Annotated in this window: 13 protein-coding genes; 6 read left to right on the forward strand and 7 right to left on the reverse strand. The window is 56.6% G+C overall.

Features of this window, described 5'->3' with window-relative positions:
• Positions 1 to 116 precede the first annotated feature (116 nt).
• Positions 117 to 1319, reverse strand: coding sequence for a nicotinate phosphoribosyltransferase (gene pncB / locus BM373_RS02405; protein ID WP_090459027.1), 1203 nt, complete (start codon positions 1317 to 1319; stop codon positions 117 to 119).
• A gap of 263 nt (positions 1320 to 1582) precedes the next feature.
• Between pncB and pepN the strand changes: the two genes are divergently transcribed.
• Complete coding sequence (gene pepN / locus BM373_RS02410) at positions 1583 to 4195, forward strand: aminopeptidase N (protein WP_090459029.1); 2613 nt, start codon at positions 1583 to 1585, stop codon at positions 4193 to 4195.
• A 151-nt stretch (positions 4196 to 4346) separates the two neighbouring features.
• On the opposite strand, the gene ssuB is transcribed toward pepN, so the two are convergent.
• Genes ssuB through ssuE form a run of 5 tightly spaced genes read right to left on the reverse strand, consistent with a single transcriptional unit; the run spans position 4347 to position 8594 of the window.
• Positions 4347 to 5114: an aliphatic sulfonates ABC transporter ATP-binding protein gene (ssuB, locus tag BM373_RS02415; protein WP_090459031.1), complete on the reverse strand. Its 768-nt coding sequence runs from the start codon at positions 5112 to 5114 to the stop codon at positions 4347 to 4349.
• Positions 5111 to 5899: an aliphatic sulfonate ABC transporter permease SsuC gene (ssuC, locus tag BM373_RS02420; RefSeq protein ID WP_090459033.1), complete on the reverse strand. Its 789-nt coding sequence runs from the start codon at positions 5897 to 5899 to the stop codon at positions 5111 to 5113. The genes ssuB and ssuC overlap by 4 nt, the downstream gene beginning before the upstream one ends.
• 10 nt (positions 5900 to 5909) lie before the next feature.
• Positions 5910 to 7055 carry an FMNH2-dependent alkanesulfonate monooxygenase gene (gene ssuD, locus BM373_RS02425; protein WP_090459035.1) on the reverse strand — a complete coding sequence of 382 codons (1146 nt, stop codon included), beginning with the start codon at positions 7053 to 7055 and terminating at the stop codon, positions 5910 to 5912.
• Positions 7052 to 8026: a sulfonate ABC transporter substrate-binding protein gene (locus BM373_RS02430; RefSeq protein ID WP_090459037.1), complete on the reverse strand. Its 975-nt coding sequence runs from the start codon at positions 8024 to 8026 to the stop codon at positions 7052 to 7054. Before BM373_RS02430 ends, ssuD begins: the two co-directional genes overlap by 4 nt.
• Positions 8019 to 8594 (reverse strand): NADPH-dependent FMN reductase, encoded by a 576-nt coding sequence (gene ssuE / locus BM373_RS02435; protein ID WP_090459039.1) that lies wholly within the window; start codon positions 8592 to 8594, stop codon positions 8019 to 8021. Before ssuE ends, BM373_RS02430 begins: the two co-directional genes overlap by 8 nt.
• A 247-nt stretch (positions 8595 to 8841) precedes the next feature.
• Here ssuE and pyrD point away from each other — a divergent pair, with 247 nt between their 5' ends.
• Both pyrD and zapC read left to right on the forward strand, forming a co-directional pair.
• Entirely contained in the window at positions 8842 to 9852 is a 1011-nt protein-coding gene (gene pyrD, locus BM373_RS02440) for a quinone-dependent dihydroorotate dehydrogenase (RefSeq protein ID WP_090459042.1), read from the forward strand.
• A gap of 168 nt (positions 9853 to 10020) precedes the next feature.
• Positions 10021 to 10563 (forward strand): cell division protein ZapC, encoded by a 543-nt coding sequence (gene zapC, locus BM373_RS02445; protein WP_090459044.1) that lies wholly within the window; start codon positions 10021 to 10023, stop codon positions 10561 to 10563.
• Here zapC and BM373_RS02450 read toward each other — a convergent pair.
• The gene (locus tag BM373_RS02450) at positions 10560 to 11669 is read right to left on the reverse strand and encodes a YcbX family protein (RefSeq protein WP_090459046.1); all 1110 of its coding nucleotides are present in this window, start codon (positions 11667 to 11669) and stop codon (positions 10560 to 10562) included. The genes zapC and BM373_RS02450 overlap by 4 nt on opposite strands.
• A gap of 99 nt (positions 11670 to 11768) precedes the next feature.
• Here BM373_RS02450 and rlmKL point away from each other — a divergent pair, with 99 nt between their 5' ends.
• From rlmKL to pqiA, 3 genes are read left to right on the forward strand one after another with little or no spacing between them, the layout of a single operon-like run.
• Entirely contained in the window at positions 11769 to 13877 is a 2109-nt protein-coding gene (gene rlmKL, locus BM373_RS02455; RefSeq protein WP_090459048.1) for a bifunctional 23S rRNA (guanine(2069)-N(7))-methyltransferase RlmK/23S rRNA (guanine(2445)-N(2))-methyltransferase RlmL, read from the forward strand.
• A 10-nt stretch (positions 13878 to 13887) separates the two neighbouring features.
• The gene (locus BM373_RS02460; RefSeq protein ID WP_090459051.1) at positions 13888 to 15795 is read left to right on the forward strand and encodes an ABC transporter ATP-binding protein; all 1908 of its coding nucleotides are present in this window, start codon (positions 13888 to 13890) and stop codon (positions 15793 to 15795) included.
• Positions 15796 to 15825: 30 nt separating this feature from the next.
• The gene (pqiA, locus tag BM373_RS02465; protein ID WP_090459053.1) at positions 15826 to 17079 is read left to right on the forward strand and encodes a membrane integrity-associated transporter subunit PqiA; all 1254 of its coding nucleotides are present in this window, start codon (positions 15826 to 15828) and stop codon (positions 17077 to 17079) included.
• The last annotated feature ends 4 nt before the right edge of the window (positions 17080 to 17083 follow it).

Here is a 17083-nt window from a genome sequence, read left to right on the forward strand (position 1 = left end):
TGGGGGGATACCTATGTTACCTGGCGCGAGCAATCAGACAAGCAGAATTCGCAGCAACGGGTAAGAATTGAGAAATTAATAAGAAAGAAGGGAGCCAGTGAGGCTCCCTTACGACATTAACTTGCTTTTTTCACCTTGGGTAAATCAAAGGCTTCACGTAGCGCACGGACAAAGGCTTTATCGTGGCAGATGGTTTTACCGGGACTATCCGAAAGTTTCGCCACCGGCTTACCGTTACATTCCACCAGTTTGATCACGATATTCAGTGGCTTCACCTGCGGGATATCACAGGTCAGGCGTGTGCCAATGCCGAAACTTAAATTCACGCGCGACGAGAAGTGTCGATACAAATCAAGCGCTTTGTGCAAATTGAGGTTATCGGAGAACACCAGCACTTTGCTTTTCGGATCGATGCCCAGCGCCTGATAGTGAGCGATGGCTTTCTCACCCCATTCCACCGGATCGCCGGAGTCATGGCGCAGCCCCTGATAACGGGTGGCAAATTCCGCGCCGAAATCGCGTAAAAAGGCGTCCATGGTGATGCAGTCAGTGAGTGCGATACCCAGCTTGTCGGGGTATTCGAGCAGCCAGGCCGCAAGCGCCGCACGCTGACTGGTGGCCAGATCCGGACTAATTTGCTGGTGCGCCTGGAACCACTCGTGCGCCTGAGTGCCCATCGGGGTCAGCGACAGGCGACGCGCCAGATCGTAATTGCTGGTGCCAACAAACCATGGCTCTTTTTGCAAACGCTCAACGATGGCCTGCTGAACATCGCGGGAGAAACGGCGGCGGGTACCAAAATCCATCAGACGGAAAGAGGACATATCCATGCCGTCGGTCAGGCGGGCAAAATCCTGAAGTTTCTCTTCAAGGGTCACCAGTGCCTGTTCAACCCCAATGTCAGGCGAACGATAGCGGTGCACCAGCTCGCTGATCACCGCCAGCAGCGGCACTTCCCACATGATCACTTCGCGCCACGGCCCGGTGAGGCGGATATTCAGCTTGCCATTATCATTGGTCACCACGACCTGAGCGGGATCGTAGCGGAAATCGCGCAGCCAGTTCAGATAGTCAGCTTTAAAGAAGGGGAGGCTGGAAAGCCACTGGAATTCATCATCCTGCAAGCGTAAATGTTGCATGGCATCCACCTGCTCGCGGATGGCATCAGCATAGATGCCCAGCAGGTCGTCACCACGGCAACGGAATTCGGCAGCCACCTGCACATCATCGTAGTGATGGTACACGGCCTGTTGCATATGCAGCTTGTAAGCGTCCGTATCAAGCAGCGTTTGCAGGATCGGGGAACTGAGTCGAGTCATGGCGTGCAGTAGCATCCTCTCACAGGAGCGTTTAGTACATTAAACATCAGGGGAGAATCGCAGGAGTATACCTTGTTTAGCGATTTATTGAACCCCGATCACAACACAAGCTGCTTTTAGGGTCGAGAGCAATTCGTGCCGCTGTTACAAAAATGTAGCAAACCGGGCTTTTCTACCTGAAAAGATGAAGATTCTGCGTGGCGTGATTTCCACAACAGGAATAGACTGGAGCGATACCATACAAAAGATGCTAAAGGTTTTTTATGACACAACAGCCACAAGCCAAATACCGCCACGACTACCGTGCACCTGATTATCTGATTAGCGATATTGACCTGACTTTTGACCTGGATGCGGCCAAAACCGTGGTGACTGCGGTAAGCCAGGTGTCCCGCCAGGGCGCGGCTGATGCGCCCCTGCGTCTTGATGGTGAAGATTTGACCCTGGTGTCATTACATATTAATGATGCCGCCTGGTCTGATTACAAAATTGAAGATAACAGCCTGGTGATCTCCGGGCTGCCTGAGCGTTTTACCCTGCGGATTGTGAATGAAATCAGCCCGGCGTCTAACACCGCGCTGGAAGGCCTGTACCTGTCGGGCGTGGCGCTCTGTACCCAGTGCGAAGCGGAAGGGTTCCGTCATATCACCTGGTATCTTGACCGCCCGGACGTACTGGCACGCTTCACCACCAAAATCATCGCCGACAAAACCCTCTACCCGTTCCTGCTCTCCAACGGTAACCGCATGGGGCAGGGCGATCTGGACAATAATCGTCACTGGGTGCAGTGGCAGGATCCGTTCCCGAAACCCTGCTACCTGTTTGCGCTGGTGGCGGGTGATTTCGACGTATTAAGCGACACCTTCACCACCCGTTCAGGGCGCGAAGTGGCGCTGGAGCTGTACGTTGACCGCGGTAACCTTGACCGCGCGCCGTGGGCGATGACCTCGCTGCAAAACTCGATGAAGTGGGACGAAGAGCGCTTTGGCCTCGAATACGATCTCGACATCTATATGATCGTGGCTGTGGATTTCTTCAACATGGGCGCGATGGAGAACAAAGGCCTGAACGTCTTTAACTCCAAATATGTGCTGGCACGCAACGATACCGCGACCGACAAAGACTACCTCGACATCGAACGCGTGATTGGTCATGAGTATTTCCATAACTGGACGGGCAACCGCGTGACCTGCCGCGACTGGTTCCAGTTAAGCCTGAAAGAGGGGTTGACCGTATTCCGCGATCAGGAGTTCAGCTCTGATTTAGGCTCCCGCGCCGTGAACCGCATCAACAACGTGCGTACCATGCGCGGCCTGCAATTTGCGGAAGACGCCAGCCCAATGGCGCACCCGATCCGCCCGGATAAAGTCATCGAAATGAACAACTTCTACACGCTGACCGTGTATGAAAAAGGTTCTGAAATCATTCGCATGATCCACACACTACTGGGCGAAGAGAACTTCCAGAAAGGGATGCAGCTCTATTTCGAGCGTCACGACGGCAGCGCCGCCACCTGCGACGATTTCGTACAGGCGATGGAAGATGCGTCTAACGTCGATCTGTCGCATTTCCGTCGCTGGTACAGCCAGTCCGGTACGCCGATTGTCAGCGTACGCGACGACTACAACCCGGAAACTGAGCAGTACACCCTGACCATCAGTCAGCGCACGCCGCCGACGGACGATCAGCCGGAAAAACTGCCGCTGCACATTCCGTTTGATATCGAACTCTATGATAACGATGGCAAGGTCATTCCGTTGCAGAAGGGCGGTCATGCGGTTCACCACGTGCTGAACGTGACCCAGGCTGAACAGACCTTTGTTTTTGATAACGTTTATTTCCAGCCGGTGCCGTCATTGCTGCGTGAATTCTCCGCGCCCGTGAAGCTGGAATATAAATGGAGCGATCAGCAACTGACCTTCCTGATGCGCCATGCCCGCAATGATTTTTCCCGCTGGGATGCGGCGCAAAGCCTGCTCGCTACCTGGATCAAACTAAATGTGTCGCGCCACCAGCAGGGCCAGCCGCTGTCACTGCCGCTGCATGTGGCCGATGCCTTCCGCGCGATCCTGCTGGATGAGCAAATCGACCCGGCGCTGGCGGCGGAGATCCTGACGCTGCCATCAGCCAATGAAATTGCCGAGCTGTTCGACATCATCGATCCGATTGCGATTGTCACCGTACGCGAAGCGCTGACCCGCACTCTGGCAACAGAGCTGGCCGACGAATTCCTCGCGGTGTACAACGCCAACAAGCTGAACGAATACCGCGTTGAGCATGCTGATATCGGCAAGCGCACCCTGCGTAATATCTGTCTGCGCTACCTGGCCTATGGCGATCGCGATCTGGCTGACAAGCTGGTTACCGCGCAATATCACGATGCCGACAATATGACGGACGCGCTGGCTGCACTGGCAGCAGCCGTTGCCGCTGAACTGCCCTGCCGCGACACCCTGATGCAGGAGTATGACGACAAGTGGCATCATGACGGTCTGGTAATGGACAAGTGGTTTATTTTGCAGGCCACCAGTCCGGCGAGCGATGCGCTGGAAAAAGTGCGCGAGCTGTTAAATCACCGTTCGTTTACGCTTTCCAACCCGAACCGTGTCCGCTCGCTGATTGGCGCGTTCGCCGGAAACAACCCGGCAGCCTTCCACGCCGAAGACGGCAGCGGTTATCGCTTCCTGGTGGAAATGCTGACCGAGCTGAACAGCCGTAACCCGCAGGTGGCGTCCCGTCTGATTGAGCCGCTGATCCGCCTCAAACGCTATGACGAAGGCCGTCAGGCGCTAATGCGGATTGCGCTGGAGAAACTGAAAGGGCTGGAGAATTTGTCGGGCGATTTGTATGAGAAAGTGAGTAAGGCGCTGGCGTAAGCGGCTTTCCCCTCACCCTAACCCTCTCCCAATGGGAGAGGGGACAGATCGAGCGCGGACTGGGGTTCTCCCTCTCCCTGAGGGGCAGATCGAGTGCGGACTGGTTTTCTCCCTCTCCCTGAGGGAGAGGGCCGGGGTGAGGGTCACACAATCACCCCATCTTCACCGCCTTCACCGGCACTTCCCCCCGCTGCATCACCCGATCCAGCACCTCCGCTTCCAGCTCCGCCAGTCTGGCTGATCCCACCCGGCGCGGGCGGGCAATATCCACGTTCAAATCCAGGCCGATTTTCCCCTCCTCAATCAGCAGCACCCGGTCAGCCATCGCCACTGCTTCGCTGACATCGTGCGTCACCAGCAGTACCGTAAAGCCGTGCGTTTGCCACAGGGATTCAATCAGCGCCTGCATCTCAAGGCGGGTGAGGGCGTCCAGTGCACCCAGTGGCTCATCCAGCAGCAGCAAACCTGGGCGATGGATCAGCGCCCTGGCCAGTGCCACGCGCTGTTTTTGTCCGCCGGAAAGCGCCGCCGGCCATTCGCCTGCTCGATCCTCCAGCCCGACGGCGGCCAGCGCCTGATGCGCCGCCTCGCGCCAGTCGCCTTTCAGCCCCAGCCCCACGTTGTCGATAACCGACTTCCACGGCAGCAGGCGTGCATCCTGAAACATCATCCGCGTATCGCCCTGAATCTGCGCAAGGGGCGTGGTCCCCGCGAGGATTTCGCCGCCGTTGGGCGTTTCCAGCCCCGCCAGCAGCCGGAGCAGCGTACTTTTTCCGCCGCCGCTGCGACCAACAATCGCCACAAACTGCCCGGCGGGAATATGCAGATCGAGATCGCGCAGGATCGTGTTTTGTCCGTAGCGTTTGGCAACGCCGTTAAGCAACAGCGGAATGCCACGGTTCAGGCGAGCGGTATTCATGCATTAACCTCCTTCGCGGCATAAGCCGGATTCCAGCGTAGCCAGATGCGCTCCAGCCACTGAGCGCTCACGTCGGCCAGTTTACCGAGCACGGCATAAAGAATAATGGCGACCACCACCACGTCGGTCTGTAAAAATTCCCGCGCGTTCATCGCCAGGTAACCGATACCCGCATTCGCGGAAATGGTTTCCGCCACGATCAGCGTCAGCCACATCAGCCCGAGCGCGAAGCGGATGCCGACCAGAATAGACGGCAGCGCGCCCGGCAGGATGACGTGTGCAAACAGGGCGAAACCGGACAGCCCGTAACTGCGCGCCATCTCCACCAGCCCGCGATCGATATTACGAATCCCGTGCCAGGTGTTGATGTAAATTGGGAACAGCGTGCCGAGGGCGACGAGAAAAATTTTGGCGCTCTCGTCGATACCAAACCAGAGGATCACCAGCGGGATCAGCGCCAGATGCGGCACGTTGCGCAGCATCTGCACCGAGGTATCCAGCAGACGCTCGCCCCAGCGCGACAGGCCGCTGATCAGCCCCAGCGTCAGACCTATCGAGCCGCCGATGGAAAAGCCAATGACTGCGCGCCAGGAGCTGATCGCTAAATGCTGCCACAGCTCGCCGCTGACGGAGAGCGACCAGAACGCTTCCACCACGCCCTCCGGTGAGGGCAGGATCCGGCTCGAAAGCCAGCCGGTCGAGGAGGCGATTTGCCAGACCACCACAATGCCCACCGGCAAAAACCAGGGCGCGGCGCGTAACAGCCAGGTGCGGGATGAAGACATAGCGTGCTCCTTAACTCTGCGCCACTTTGCGTGGGATAAAGTCATTGGCGACCGCCTCGCCCTGCGGCTGCAACGGCTGCGGCTGGGGAACAGAGGGGATAGCGACATCAAGATGCGGGAACAGCAATTCGCCGACTTTATACGCCTCTTCCAGATGCGGGTAACCGGAGAGGATAAAGCTGTCGATGCCAAGTGCTGCGTACTCATTAATACGCGCCGCCACCGTCGGGCCATCGCCCACCAGCGCGGTTCCCGCACCGCCGCGCACCAGACCGACCCCGGCCCACAGATTCGGGCTGATCTCCAGATTCTCGCGTCTGCCATTGTGCAGCGCCGCCATCCGCTGTTGTCCGACCGAATCCTGACGGGCAAACGCCTCCTGCGCTTTGGCAATGGTTTCGTCATCCAGATGGGAAATCAGCCGATCCGCCGCCTGCCAGGCTTCGTCGGTGGTTTCACGCACAATCACATGCAGACGAATGCCAAACCGCACGGTGCGGCCATGTGCGGCGGCTTTGGCGCGCACCTGGGCAATTTTTTCTTTCACCAGCTCCGGTGGTTCGCCCCAGGTCAGGTAGAGATCGACCTGTTCGGCGGCCAGATCCTGCGCCACATCCGACGATCCGCCGAAATAAAGCGGCGGGCGCGGCTGCTGCACCGGCGGGAAGAACAGCTTCGCCCCACGAACATGAATATGCTTCCCGGCATAATCCACGGTGTCGCCTTCCAGCAGACGCCGCCAGACGTGGGTGAACTCCGCCGAGGCTTCATAGCGTTCGGTGTGATCGAGGAAGACGCCGTCCGCGGCCAGCTCCTGCGGATCGCTGCCGGTGACCAGATTAAACAGCGCCCGTCCGTTGGAGAGCCTGTCCAGTGTCGCCGCCTGACGTGCCGCCACGGTCGGCGAGGTCACGCTTGGGCGCAACGCCACCAGGAATTTCAGCCGCTGGGTAACCGGGATGAGCGAAGCGGCGACCAGCCAGGCGTCTTCGCAGGAGCGCCCGGTAGGGATGAGTATACCGCTAAAACCGATGCGGTCGGCAGCCTGGGCAATCTGCTGCAAATACCCGTGATCGACCGGGCGCGACGCTTTTTCCGTGCCCAGATAATGACCATCACCGTGAGTCGGTAAAAACCAGAACAGATTCAGGCTCATGATTTTGCTCCTTCTTTATGAGTCGGTTGCCAGATGCGGTCGCGGATCTCCACTTTCTTAGGCACAAGGCGATTGTCATAGAACAGGTCCGCCGTTTGCTGTTGCAGCGCGGCAGTGGCGTCGTTGACCGGGGTAATGCGGGTCGGCGGACGGTGATCGAGATAGCTGGCGATCACCGGGGCGGGTAAGCCCATGGTTTTTGCCAGGAGCGCAATGCTGGCCTCACGCTGGCTGTGGGTCAGCGCATCGGCCTCGCTGAAGGTGTCGAGTACGCCCTGAATAAATGTGCCGTTTTGTTCTGCATACGGACGGGCGGCGAGGTAAAACGATCCGGTTTGTTTCAGATCGGTGCCATCTTTCAGCACCCGCACGCCACCCTGCAACAATGCCGCAGAGTAATAAGGGTCCCAAATCGCCCAGGCGTCCACATTGCCCTGTGTAAAGGCGGCGCGCGCGTCAGCCGGGGTGAGATAGGTCGCCTGAATATCGCTGAATTTCAGCCCGGCCTGTTGCAGGGCGCGCAGCAGTAAATTGTGCGAACTGGAACCTTTCTGGAAGGCGACTTTATGTCCCTTCAAGTCAGCCACCGTTTTAATCGGGCTATTTTCCGGTACCAGAATCACTTCCGCTTTCGGCTTTGGTGGTTCAACGCCGACATAGACCAGATCGGCACCGGCCGCCTGCGCGAAGATAGGCGGAATATCGCCGGTGCTGCCCAAATCAATACTGCCCACGTTCAGCGCTTCCAGCATTTGCGGGCCTGCCGGAAATTCCACCCAGGAGATTTTGGTGTCCGGGTAACGTTTTTCCAGAAGCTCATGGCTTTTCGCCAGCACCATGCTGACGCTGCCTTTCTGATAGCCAATGCGCAGCGCGTCCGGAACAGTTTCTGCCGCCTGCGACCAGGCCGAAAGGGTCAACAGCCCGGAAAGCGCCAGCCACTGAGCTCGATGAAGAAAAAGATTAAACATGGGCGACTCCTTGTGGATGAACGAGCGACGGGACATAGCTTTCACGGCGATGCAGCGCCTGCCAGAAGGTTTCCAGCGCGCTGTCGAGACGGCCCTGGAGATGAGGACTGAAGGCGGGTTTGTGCTGGTAATCGCTCACCTGGCTGTCATCGGCAAACACGCCATGTAAAATTTCCTGCGCTTTCAGGGCGTTCAGCACCGGTTTGAGGGCGTAATCCACCGCCAGCATGTGCGCGACCGTCCCGCCCGTTGCCAGCGGCAGGACGACTTTTCCGTCCAGCGCGCGCTCCGGCAGAATATCCAGCAAGGTTTTCAGTGCGCCGGAAAAGGACGCTTTATAGATCGGCGTGGCGACAATCAGCCCGTCGGCGTCTTTAAGCTGTTCGTTAAGCGCCAGCAGCGCCGGGCTGTCAAAGCGTGCGTAGAGTAAATCTTCCGGCGCAAAGTTATGCAGATGCCAGTGGCATACTTCAATTCCCTGCGCGTTTAAACGTTCGCGGGCATATTCCAGTAGCGCGCTGGATCGCGAAGGGAAGCGCGGGCTTCCGGCTAAAGTCACTACACGCATGTCTTCTCCTTATAACCAATTGTTTGCTTTTATCTAACATTAATAACAATTGGAGTGAGTGTGACAGAGGCCGTAACGTCCGCTAAATGATTTATCTGAGCAATCAATGCCAAAAATTGTATAAACCGTGAGCGCAAGGAAAACGTTTGCGTTTTTCCGGGCTTTTTTGCCTCAGGTCAATTCCCTTTCCTGGCGCAATCGCAGATAATACGCCCCCGGTTTGCACACCGGGAATCCAGGAGAGTTCATGTACTACCCCTTCGTTCGTAAAGCCCTTTTCCAGCTCGATCCAGAGCGCGCTCATGAATTTACTTTTCAGCAATTACGCCGGCTTTCAGGCACACCGTTTGAAGCGCTGGTGCGTCAGACGCTGCCCGCAAAACCGGTGTCCTGCATGGGGCTGACCTTTAAGAATCCGCTTGGCCTGGCGGCGGGTCTTGATAAAAACGGTGAATGTATCGATGCCTTTGGCGCGATGGGATTTGGTTCCATTGAAATCGGTACGGTGACGCCGCGCCCGCAGCCGGGTAACGATAAGCCGCGGATCTTCCGGCTGGTCGATGCCGAAGGGCTCATCAACCGCATGGGGTTTAACAATCTCGGCGTGGATGTCCTGGTTGAGAACGTCAAAAAAGCGCATTTTGACGGCATTCTCGGGATTAATATCGGTAAAAATAAAGATACCCCGGTTGAGAATGGCAAAGATGACTACCTGATTTGTATGGAAAAAGTCTATGCGTATGCGGGTTATATTGCGATTAATATCTCCTCACCAAATACGCCGGGGTTGCGCTCTTTACAATATGGCGAGGCGCTGGACGATCTGCTTAGCGCTATTAAACAGAAGCAAAGTGAGCTGCACATTCAGCATCATAAATATGTGCCTGTGGCAGTAAAAATTGCGCCGGATCTCAGTGAAGAAGAATTGATTCAGGTCGCCGACAGCTTAATTCGCCATAATATTGATGGTGTTATTGCCACCAATACCACACTGGATCGTTCGCTTGTCCAGGGAATGAGGCACTGCGATGAAACGGGCGGGCTGAGCGGTCGTCCTCTGCAATTAAAAAGCACTGAAATTATTCGTCGTTTATCGCTGGAGTTAAACGGACGCCTGCCCGTTATTGGCGTGGGCGGAATCGATTCGGTGATTGCTGCGCGTGAGAAAATAGCGGCGGGTGCAACGCTTGTACAAATTTATTCCGGCTTTATTTTCAAAGGCCCACCGCTGATTAAAGAAATCGTTACGCATCTTTGACTTTATCCCGCGAAAAGGCAACCAGGGCTTTATTTCCTGCCCTGGTTGATTTATATTCCGACGTTGTTGCTTATTTAGACATAATGCGCTTGTATTATTTTGAGCGAAAAGCGAAGCGGTAAAAACGGAACGGGCAGGCACTGGACGCCTGAGTAACGGGAGAGGCAAATGCGTATTAAACCTGACGATAACTGGCGCTGGTATTTCGATGAAGAGCACGATCGCATGATGCTCGATTTAGCCGATGGTATGCTGTTTCGTTCTCGTTTTGCCCGAAAGATGCTGACCCCTGATGCCTTTGCGCCGTCCGGTTTTTGTGTCGACGATGCCGCTCTCTATTTCTCTTTTGAAGAAAAATGCCGCGAATTTGAATTAACCCGCGCTCAACAGGCCGAGCTGGTGCTAAATGCCCTGGTCGCCATTCGTTTCCTTAAACCGCAGATGCCAAAAAGCTGGCACTTTGTCGCGCATACCGATCACTGGTCACCGGTGACGGGCGAATCGGCATGTGTCTGGTTAAGCGATACCGAACAGCAGATTAATTTGCTGGTGGTGGAACCGGGTGATAACGCGTCGCTGTGCCTGCTTGCCCAGCCCGGCGTGACGATTGCCGGGCGGACAATGCAACTGGGTGATGCGATTAAAATCATGAATGACCGCTTAAAACCCCTGTCGCATTCTGTCAGCTACTGCTTCGAACAGGCGGTTTAACTCTCAAGCGTCAGCGCAGTTTTAGGAATACAGCTACAGCAAAGAATGGTGCCATCGTTCCCAATGGCCGATTTTTTCAGCGCGCTCACTTCCCCTTCGACCAGACGTATCCGGCAGCAGCCGCAGATCCCGGCGCGGCAGGAGTAGGGTACGCGAAATCCCTGATTTTCCAGTTGCTCAAGCAGTACCTGTTGGTTGTTGCCGGTAAAGGTCTGTCCCTGCCAGGCGATTTCAACGGTGGATTCGGCTTGCGGCTCTGCTTCCAGCGTTTCAGCTACCTCACCCGCACCGTATTTTTTCCCCGGCGCACGGCTTAACACGGTGAGTTCATCACCCACGCGGATCACGCCGCTGTTGCGGGCAATTAGATTCTGACCAAAATCGACATCGCCGTTATCCGTGGCGGTACGGAAACGTTGCAGGGTGGCTAACGGTTCGCCCGAGGGATGCTTCTGCCCGCGCGCCGGACTGATGGTGGTGAAAATACAGCGGCTGCACGGTTTCACGACGTCAAAAATCACCTCGCCAATACGCACCACTTTCCAGGTGTCCTCATCCCAGGCCTCGGTACCCGCAATCACCAGATTAGGCCGGAACTGCTCCATCTGGACGCTCGCCGGACAGCGGTTTTGCACATCGCGTAGCGACGCTTCGGTGGTGAGCAGATACGGGAAGCCATCAGCAAAAGAGAGCGGCACGCTGTCGTGGCGTTTGACCCGGCGGGTGGGCGCAGGGCCGACCCAGCGCAATTGCACGTCGCGGTTGAAAAAGCCGCTCAGCCAGCGGTTAATCGCCCCGGGCGCAATTCGCGCGGTGAAGTGATTACCCCAGACTTCGGTGGGTTCATCCGGCTGAGCGAAATCGGCAAAACGGACCAGCGCACTGCTGCCGTCGGGCGCAGTCAGATGTAAACCATCGTGCACGGGGGAGGGGGTGAAGCGAACCATGTCGGGATACTGACGGGCGGTAATAAAGGTGCCATCAGGTTCGGTGATCATAAAAATACGATCGAATGCCAGGCCGCTGATGTCGGCCAGCGCATGCGTAAGGCCAATCCCGCGCATCGATTTAACCGGGTGAATGAAAAGTCGTGATAACGTCGCCACGCCGTCCTCCCTGCAAATGAAAATAAGCCCTCAACTTTATGACATAGCGTTGAGATTAGCTATAATGCGCAACAATTTTCTAAGTGTAAAAGTGACGATATGATTTCTCTGTTTGCCAGTACGGCCCGCGGGCTTGAAGAGCTGTTAAAAACTGAACTGGAAAGCCTGGGCGCACAGCACGCGCAGGTCGTTCAGGGTGGTGTCCATTTTGAGGGTGACACCCGGCTGCTCTACCAGAGCCTGATGTGGAGTCGTCTGGCCTCGCGCATCATGATGCCGATGAGCGAGTGCAAGGTGTACAGCGACCTTGACCTCTATCTTGGTGTTCAGGCGATTGACTGGACGGAGATCTTCAGCCCGAACGCCACCTTTGCCGTGCATTTCAGCGGCCTGAACGAAACCATCCGCAACAGCCAGTACGGCGCGCTGAAAGTGAAAGACGCCATTGTGGACAGCTTTACCCGCAAAAATCTTGAGCGCCCGAACGTCGATCGTGAAAACCCCGATCTGCGCATTAACGTCTGGCTGAATAAAGATATCGCGCACATTGCACTCGATCTCAGCGGTGAAGGCCTGCATATGCGTGGCTACCGCGACAGCACCGGCCTTGCTCCCATTAAAGAAACGCTGGCGTCGGCCATCGTCATGCGCTCCGGCTGGCAGCCGGGTACGCCGCTGCTCGATCCGATGTGCGGTTCCGGTACGCTGTTGATCGAAGCGGCGATGCTGGCAACCGATCGCGCACCGGGTCTGCATCGCGGTCACTGGGGCTTTGGCGGCTGGGCGCAGCATGACGAGGCGATCTGGAAAGAGGTGAAAGCCGAAGCCCAGGTGCGCGCACGTAAAGGGCTGGCCGATTACACATCACGTTTCTATGGCTCTGACAGCGATGCCCGCGTTATTGAACGCGCCCGCAGCAACGCCCGCCGCGCCGGGATTGGCGAGCTGATTACTTTTGAAGTGAAAGATGTCGCGAAGCTGATCAATCCGGTGCCGGATGCGCAACCGGGTACCGTGCTCAGTAACCCGCCTTACGGCGAGCGTCTGGAGAGCGAACCGGCGCTGATCGCGCTGCACAGCCTGCTGGGACGGATCGTGAAAAGCCAGTTCGGTGGCTGGAACCTGTCGCTGTTCAGCGCCTCACCGGATCTACTCAACTGCCTGCAATTGCGCGCTGAGCGCCAGTTCAAAGCTAAAAATGGCCCGCTGGATTGCGTCCAGAAAAACTACGCCATTGCACAAACCAGCGGTGAAACCGCAGCACCGGTGATGGCGGAAGATTACGCAAACCGTTTGCGTAAGAACCTCAAAAAGCTGGAGAAATGGGCGCGTCAGGAAGGCATCGAATGCTATCGCCTGTATGACGCCGATCTGCCGGAATACAACGTGGCGGTAGACCGCTACGCCGACTGGGTGGTAGTGCAGGAGTACGCGCCGCCGAAAACCGTTGATCCGCAGAAAGCCCGTCAGCGCCTGTTTGACATTATCGCTGCCACCATCGCGGTGCTGGGCATTGCGCCGAACAAGCTGGTGCTAAAAACCCGCGAGCGTCAGAAGGGCAAAAACCAGTATCAGAAGATGAACGAGAAGGGCGATTTCATGGAGGTAAGCGAATACAACGCCCGCCTGTGGGTCAACCTGACCGATTATCTCGACACCGGCCTGTTCCTCGATCACCGCATCGCACGCCGTATGCTGGGGCAGATGAGCAAGGACAAAGATTTCCTTAACCTCTTTGCTTATACCGGCAGCGCCAGCGTGCACGCCGGGCTTGGCGGGGCGAAGTCCACCACCACGGTGGATATGTCGCGCACCTATCTGGAATGGGCCGAGCGCAACCTGCGCTTAAACGGCTTAAGCGGTCGCGCGCACCGTCTGATCCAGGCGGACTGCCTGGGCTGGCTGCGCGAAACCGATGAGCAGTTCGACCTGATCTTTATCGATCCACCAACCTTCTCCAACTCCAAACGTATGGAAGAGGCGTTTGACGTCCAGCGCGATCACCTGGCGCTGATGACCGATTTGAAACGTCTGCTGCGTAAAGGCGGCACCATTATGTTCTCGAACAACAAACGCGGTTTCCGTATGGACCACGACGGCCTGGCTGAACTGGGGCTGAAAGCACAAGAAATCACGCAAAAAACGCAGTCGCAAGATTTCGCCCGCAACCGTCAAATCCACAACTGCTGGCTGATTACCGCAGCCTGAAGGAATTATTATGTCATTGATTAGTATGCACGGTGCCTGGCTCTCCTTTAGCGATGCGCCGCTGTTAGATAACGCTGAACTGCACATTGAAGATAACGAGCGCGTCTGTCTGGTTGGGCGTAACGGCGCGGGCAAATCGACGCTGATGAAGATCATCAACCGTGAACAGGGGCTGGACGATGGCCGTATTGTTTACGAACAGGGTCTGGTGGTTGCGCGTCTGCAACAGGACCCCCCGCGTAACGTGGCAGGCAGCGTGTATGATTTTGTCGCCGAAGGCATTTCGGAGCAGGCGGAATACCTGAAGGGCTATCATGAGATTTCCCATCGGGTGATGACCGATCCGAGCGATAAAAACCTCAACGAGATGGCCCGTTTGCAGGAACTGCTCGATCATCACGGCCTGTGGCAGATCGAAAACCGCATTAACGAAGTGCTGGAGCAGATTGGTCTGGAGCCTGATATGGCGCTGGCGTCGCTGTCCGGCGGCTGGCTGCGTAAAGCGGCGCTGGGGCGCGCGCTGGTGAGCAACCCGCGCGTGCTGCTGCTTGATGAACCGACCAACCACCTGGACATCGAAACCATCGACTGGCTGGAAGGGTTCCTGAAGAACTTTAACGGCACCATTATCTTTATTTCCCACGACCGTTCGTTCATTCGCAATATGGCGACGCGCATTGTCGATCTCGATCGCGGCAAGCTGGTGACCTATCCGGGCAATTACGATCAGTACCTGCTGGAAAAAGAAGAAGCGCTGCGCGTGGAAGAGCTGCAAAACGCCGAATTCGACCGCAAGCTGGCGCAGGAAGAGGTGTGGATCCGCCAGGGGATCAAAGCCCGCCGTACCCGTAACGAGGGCCGCGTGCGTGCCTTAAAAGCGATGCGCCGTGAGCGCGGCGAGCGCCGTGAAGTCATGGGCAGCGCCAAAATGCAGGTGGAAGAAGCCGCCCGCTCCGGCAAAATCGTCTTCGAAATGGAAAACGTCCATTACGGCGTCGATGGCAAAGTGCTGGTCAATGACTTCTCCGCGCAGGTGCAGCGCGGCGATAAGATCGCCCTGATTGGCCCGAACGGTTGCGGTAAAACCACGCTGTTAAAATTGATGCTCGGTCAGTTGCAGGCCGATAGCGGTCGCATTCACTGCGGCACCAAATTAGAAGTCGCTTATTTCGATCAGCACCGCGCAGAGCTTGATCCGGACAGAACGGTGATGGACAACCTTGCCGAAGGCAAACAGGAAGTGATGGTCAACGGCAAGCCGCGCCATGTGCTGGGCTATTTGCAGGACTTCCTGTTCCACCCGAAACGTGCGATGACGCCAGTGCGTGCGCTGTCCGGCGGGGAGCGTAACCGCCTGTTGCTGGCCCGTCTGTTCCTCAAGCCCAGTAACTTACTGATCCTCGATGAACCGACTAACGATCTGGACGTGGAAACCCTGGAACTGCTGGAAGAGCTTATCGACAGCTATCAGGGAACCGTCATGCTGGTCAGCCACGATCGTCAGTTTGTCGATAACACCGTAACCGAATGCTGGATCTTCGAGGGCAACGGTCACATTGGACGTTACGTGGGCGGCTACCACGATGCACGCGGGCAACAGGCGTCCTCGCTGGCGCACAAGCAGAGTGGTGCGAAAAAGAGCGCGGAAGTGGCTCTTCCTAAAGCAGAAACTGTCAAACGGACGGCGAACAAACTAAGCTATAACTTGCAGCGCGAGCTTGAGCAGTTGCCTGCTCGTCTCGAAACCCTGGAAGCCGAACTTGAAGCCTTACAAGCGCAGGTGGCAGACGGCGCTTTCTTTAGTCAGCCTCACGATCACACACAAAAAGTGCTGGCCGATATGGCACTGGCTGAACAGGCGCTGGAAGAGGCTTTTGAACGTTGGGAATACCTTGAAGCCCTTAAAAACGGCGCATAATTTCAGGTAAACACATTTCAGGTAAACACTATGTGTGAGCACCACCATGCCAGTCGGCACATTTTGTGTTCCCAGTGTGACTTGCTGGTGGCGCTTCCCGATTTACAAAAGGGACATAAAGCGGATTGCCCACGCTGTGGGCACACGCTGAGTACCAAGTGGGACGAGCCGCGGCAGCGTCCCACCGCGTATGCGCTTGTCGCGCTCTTTATGCTGCTGCTGGCGAATCTTTTTCCCTTTATCAATATGAAAGTGGCGGGTATCAGCAGCGAAGTGACGCTGATGGAAATCCCGCACGTCATGTTTTCGGAAGATTACGCCAGCCTCGGCACCTTCTTTCTCCTCTTCGTGCAACTGGTCCCCGCCTTTTGCCTGATTACCCTGATCCTGCTGGTTAACCGTGCAAAACTGCCCGCGCGGGTAACGATTCTGCTGGCGCGCGTGTTCTTCCAGCTTCGCGCGTGGGGAATGGCGGAAATCTTTCTCGCGGGCGTGCTGGTCAGCTTCGTTAAGCTGATGGCCTATGGCGATATCGGCGTGGGCAGTAGTTTCCTGCCGTGGTGTTTATTCTGCTTACTGCAACTGCGCGCGTTTCAGTGCGTTGACCGTCAATGGCTGTGGGACGATATCACCCCTGCGCCGCAGATTAACCGCACCTTACAGGTCGGCGTGCCGGGCATCCGCCAGGGGCTACGCTCCTGCCCCTGCTGCACGGCGATTTTGCCGGTTGACCAGTTAACCTGCCCGCGCTGCCATACAAAAGGTCATGCCCGGCGCAAAAACAGCCTTCAGTTAACGATGGCTCTGCTGATTACCTCCATTCTGCTTTATCTGCCCGCCAATATTCTGCCGATTATGATCACCGATCTGCTGGGCGATAAAATGCCGTCCACCATTCTGGCGGGCGTAGTGCTGCTCTGGGGGGAGGGGTCGTACCCGGTGGCGCTGGTGATTTTTATCGCCAGCATTATGGTGCCAACGCTGAAAATGATTGCCCTGGGCTGGTTGTGCTGGGACGCGAAAGGGCACGGTCCGCGCGACAGCGAGCGTATGCATTTGATTTATGAAGTGGTCGAATTTGTGGGCCGCTGGTCAATGATCGACGTGTTTGTCATTGCAGTCCTCTCTGCGCTGGTGCGCATTGGCGGGCTGATGAATATTTACCCCGCAATGGGCGCGCTGATGTTTGCGCTGGTGGTCATCATGACGATGTTTGCGGCAATGACTTTCGATCCGCGTTTGTCGTGGGATCGGGAGCCAGAATCAAGCCTGGAGGAGAGTTAACACC

Source organism: Enterobacter sp. kpr-6 (assembly GCF_900116015.1).
GTDB lineage: Bacteria > Pseudomonadota > Gammaproteobacteria > Enterobacterales > Enterobacteriaceae > Enterobacter_D.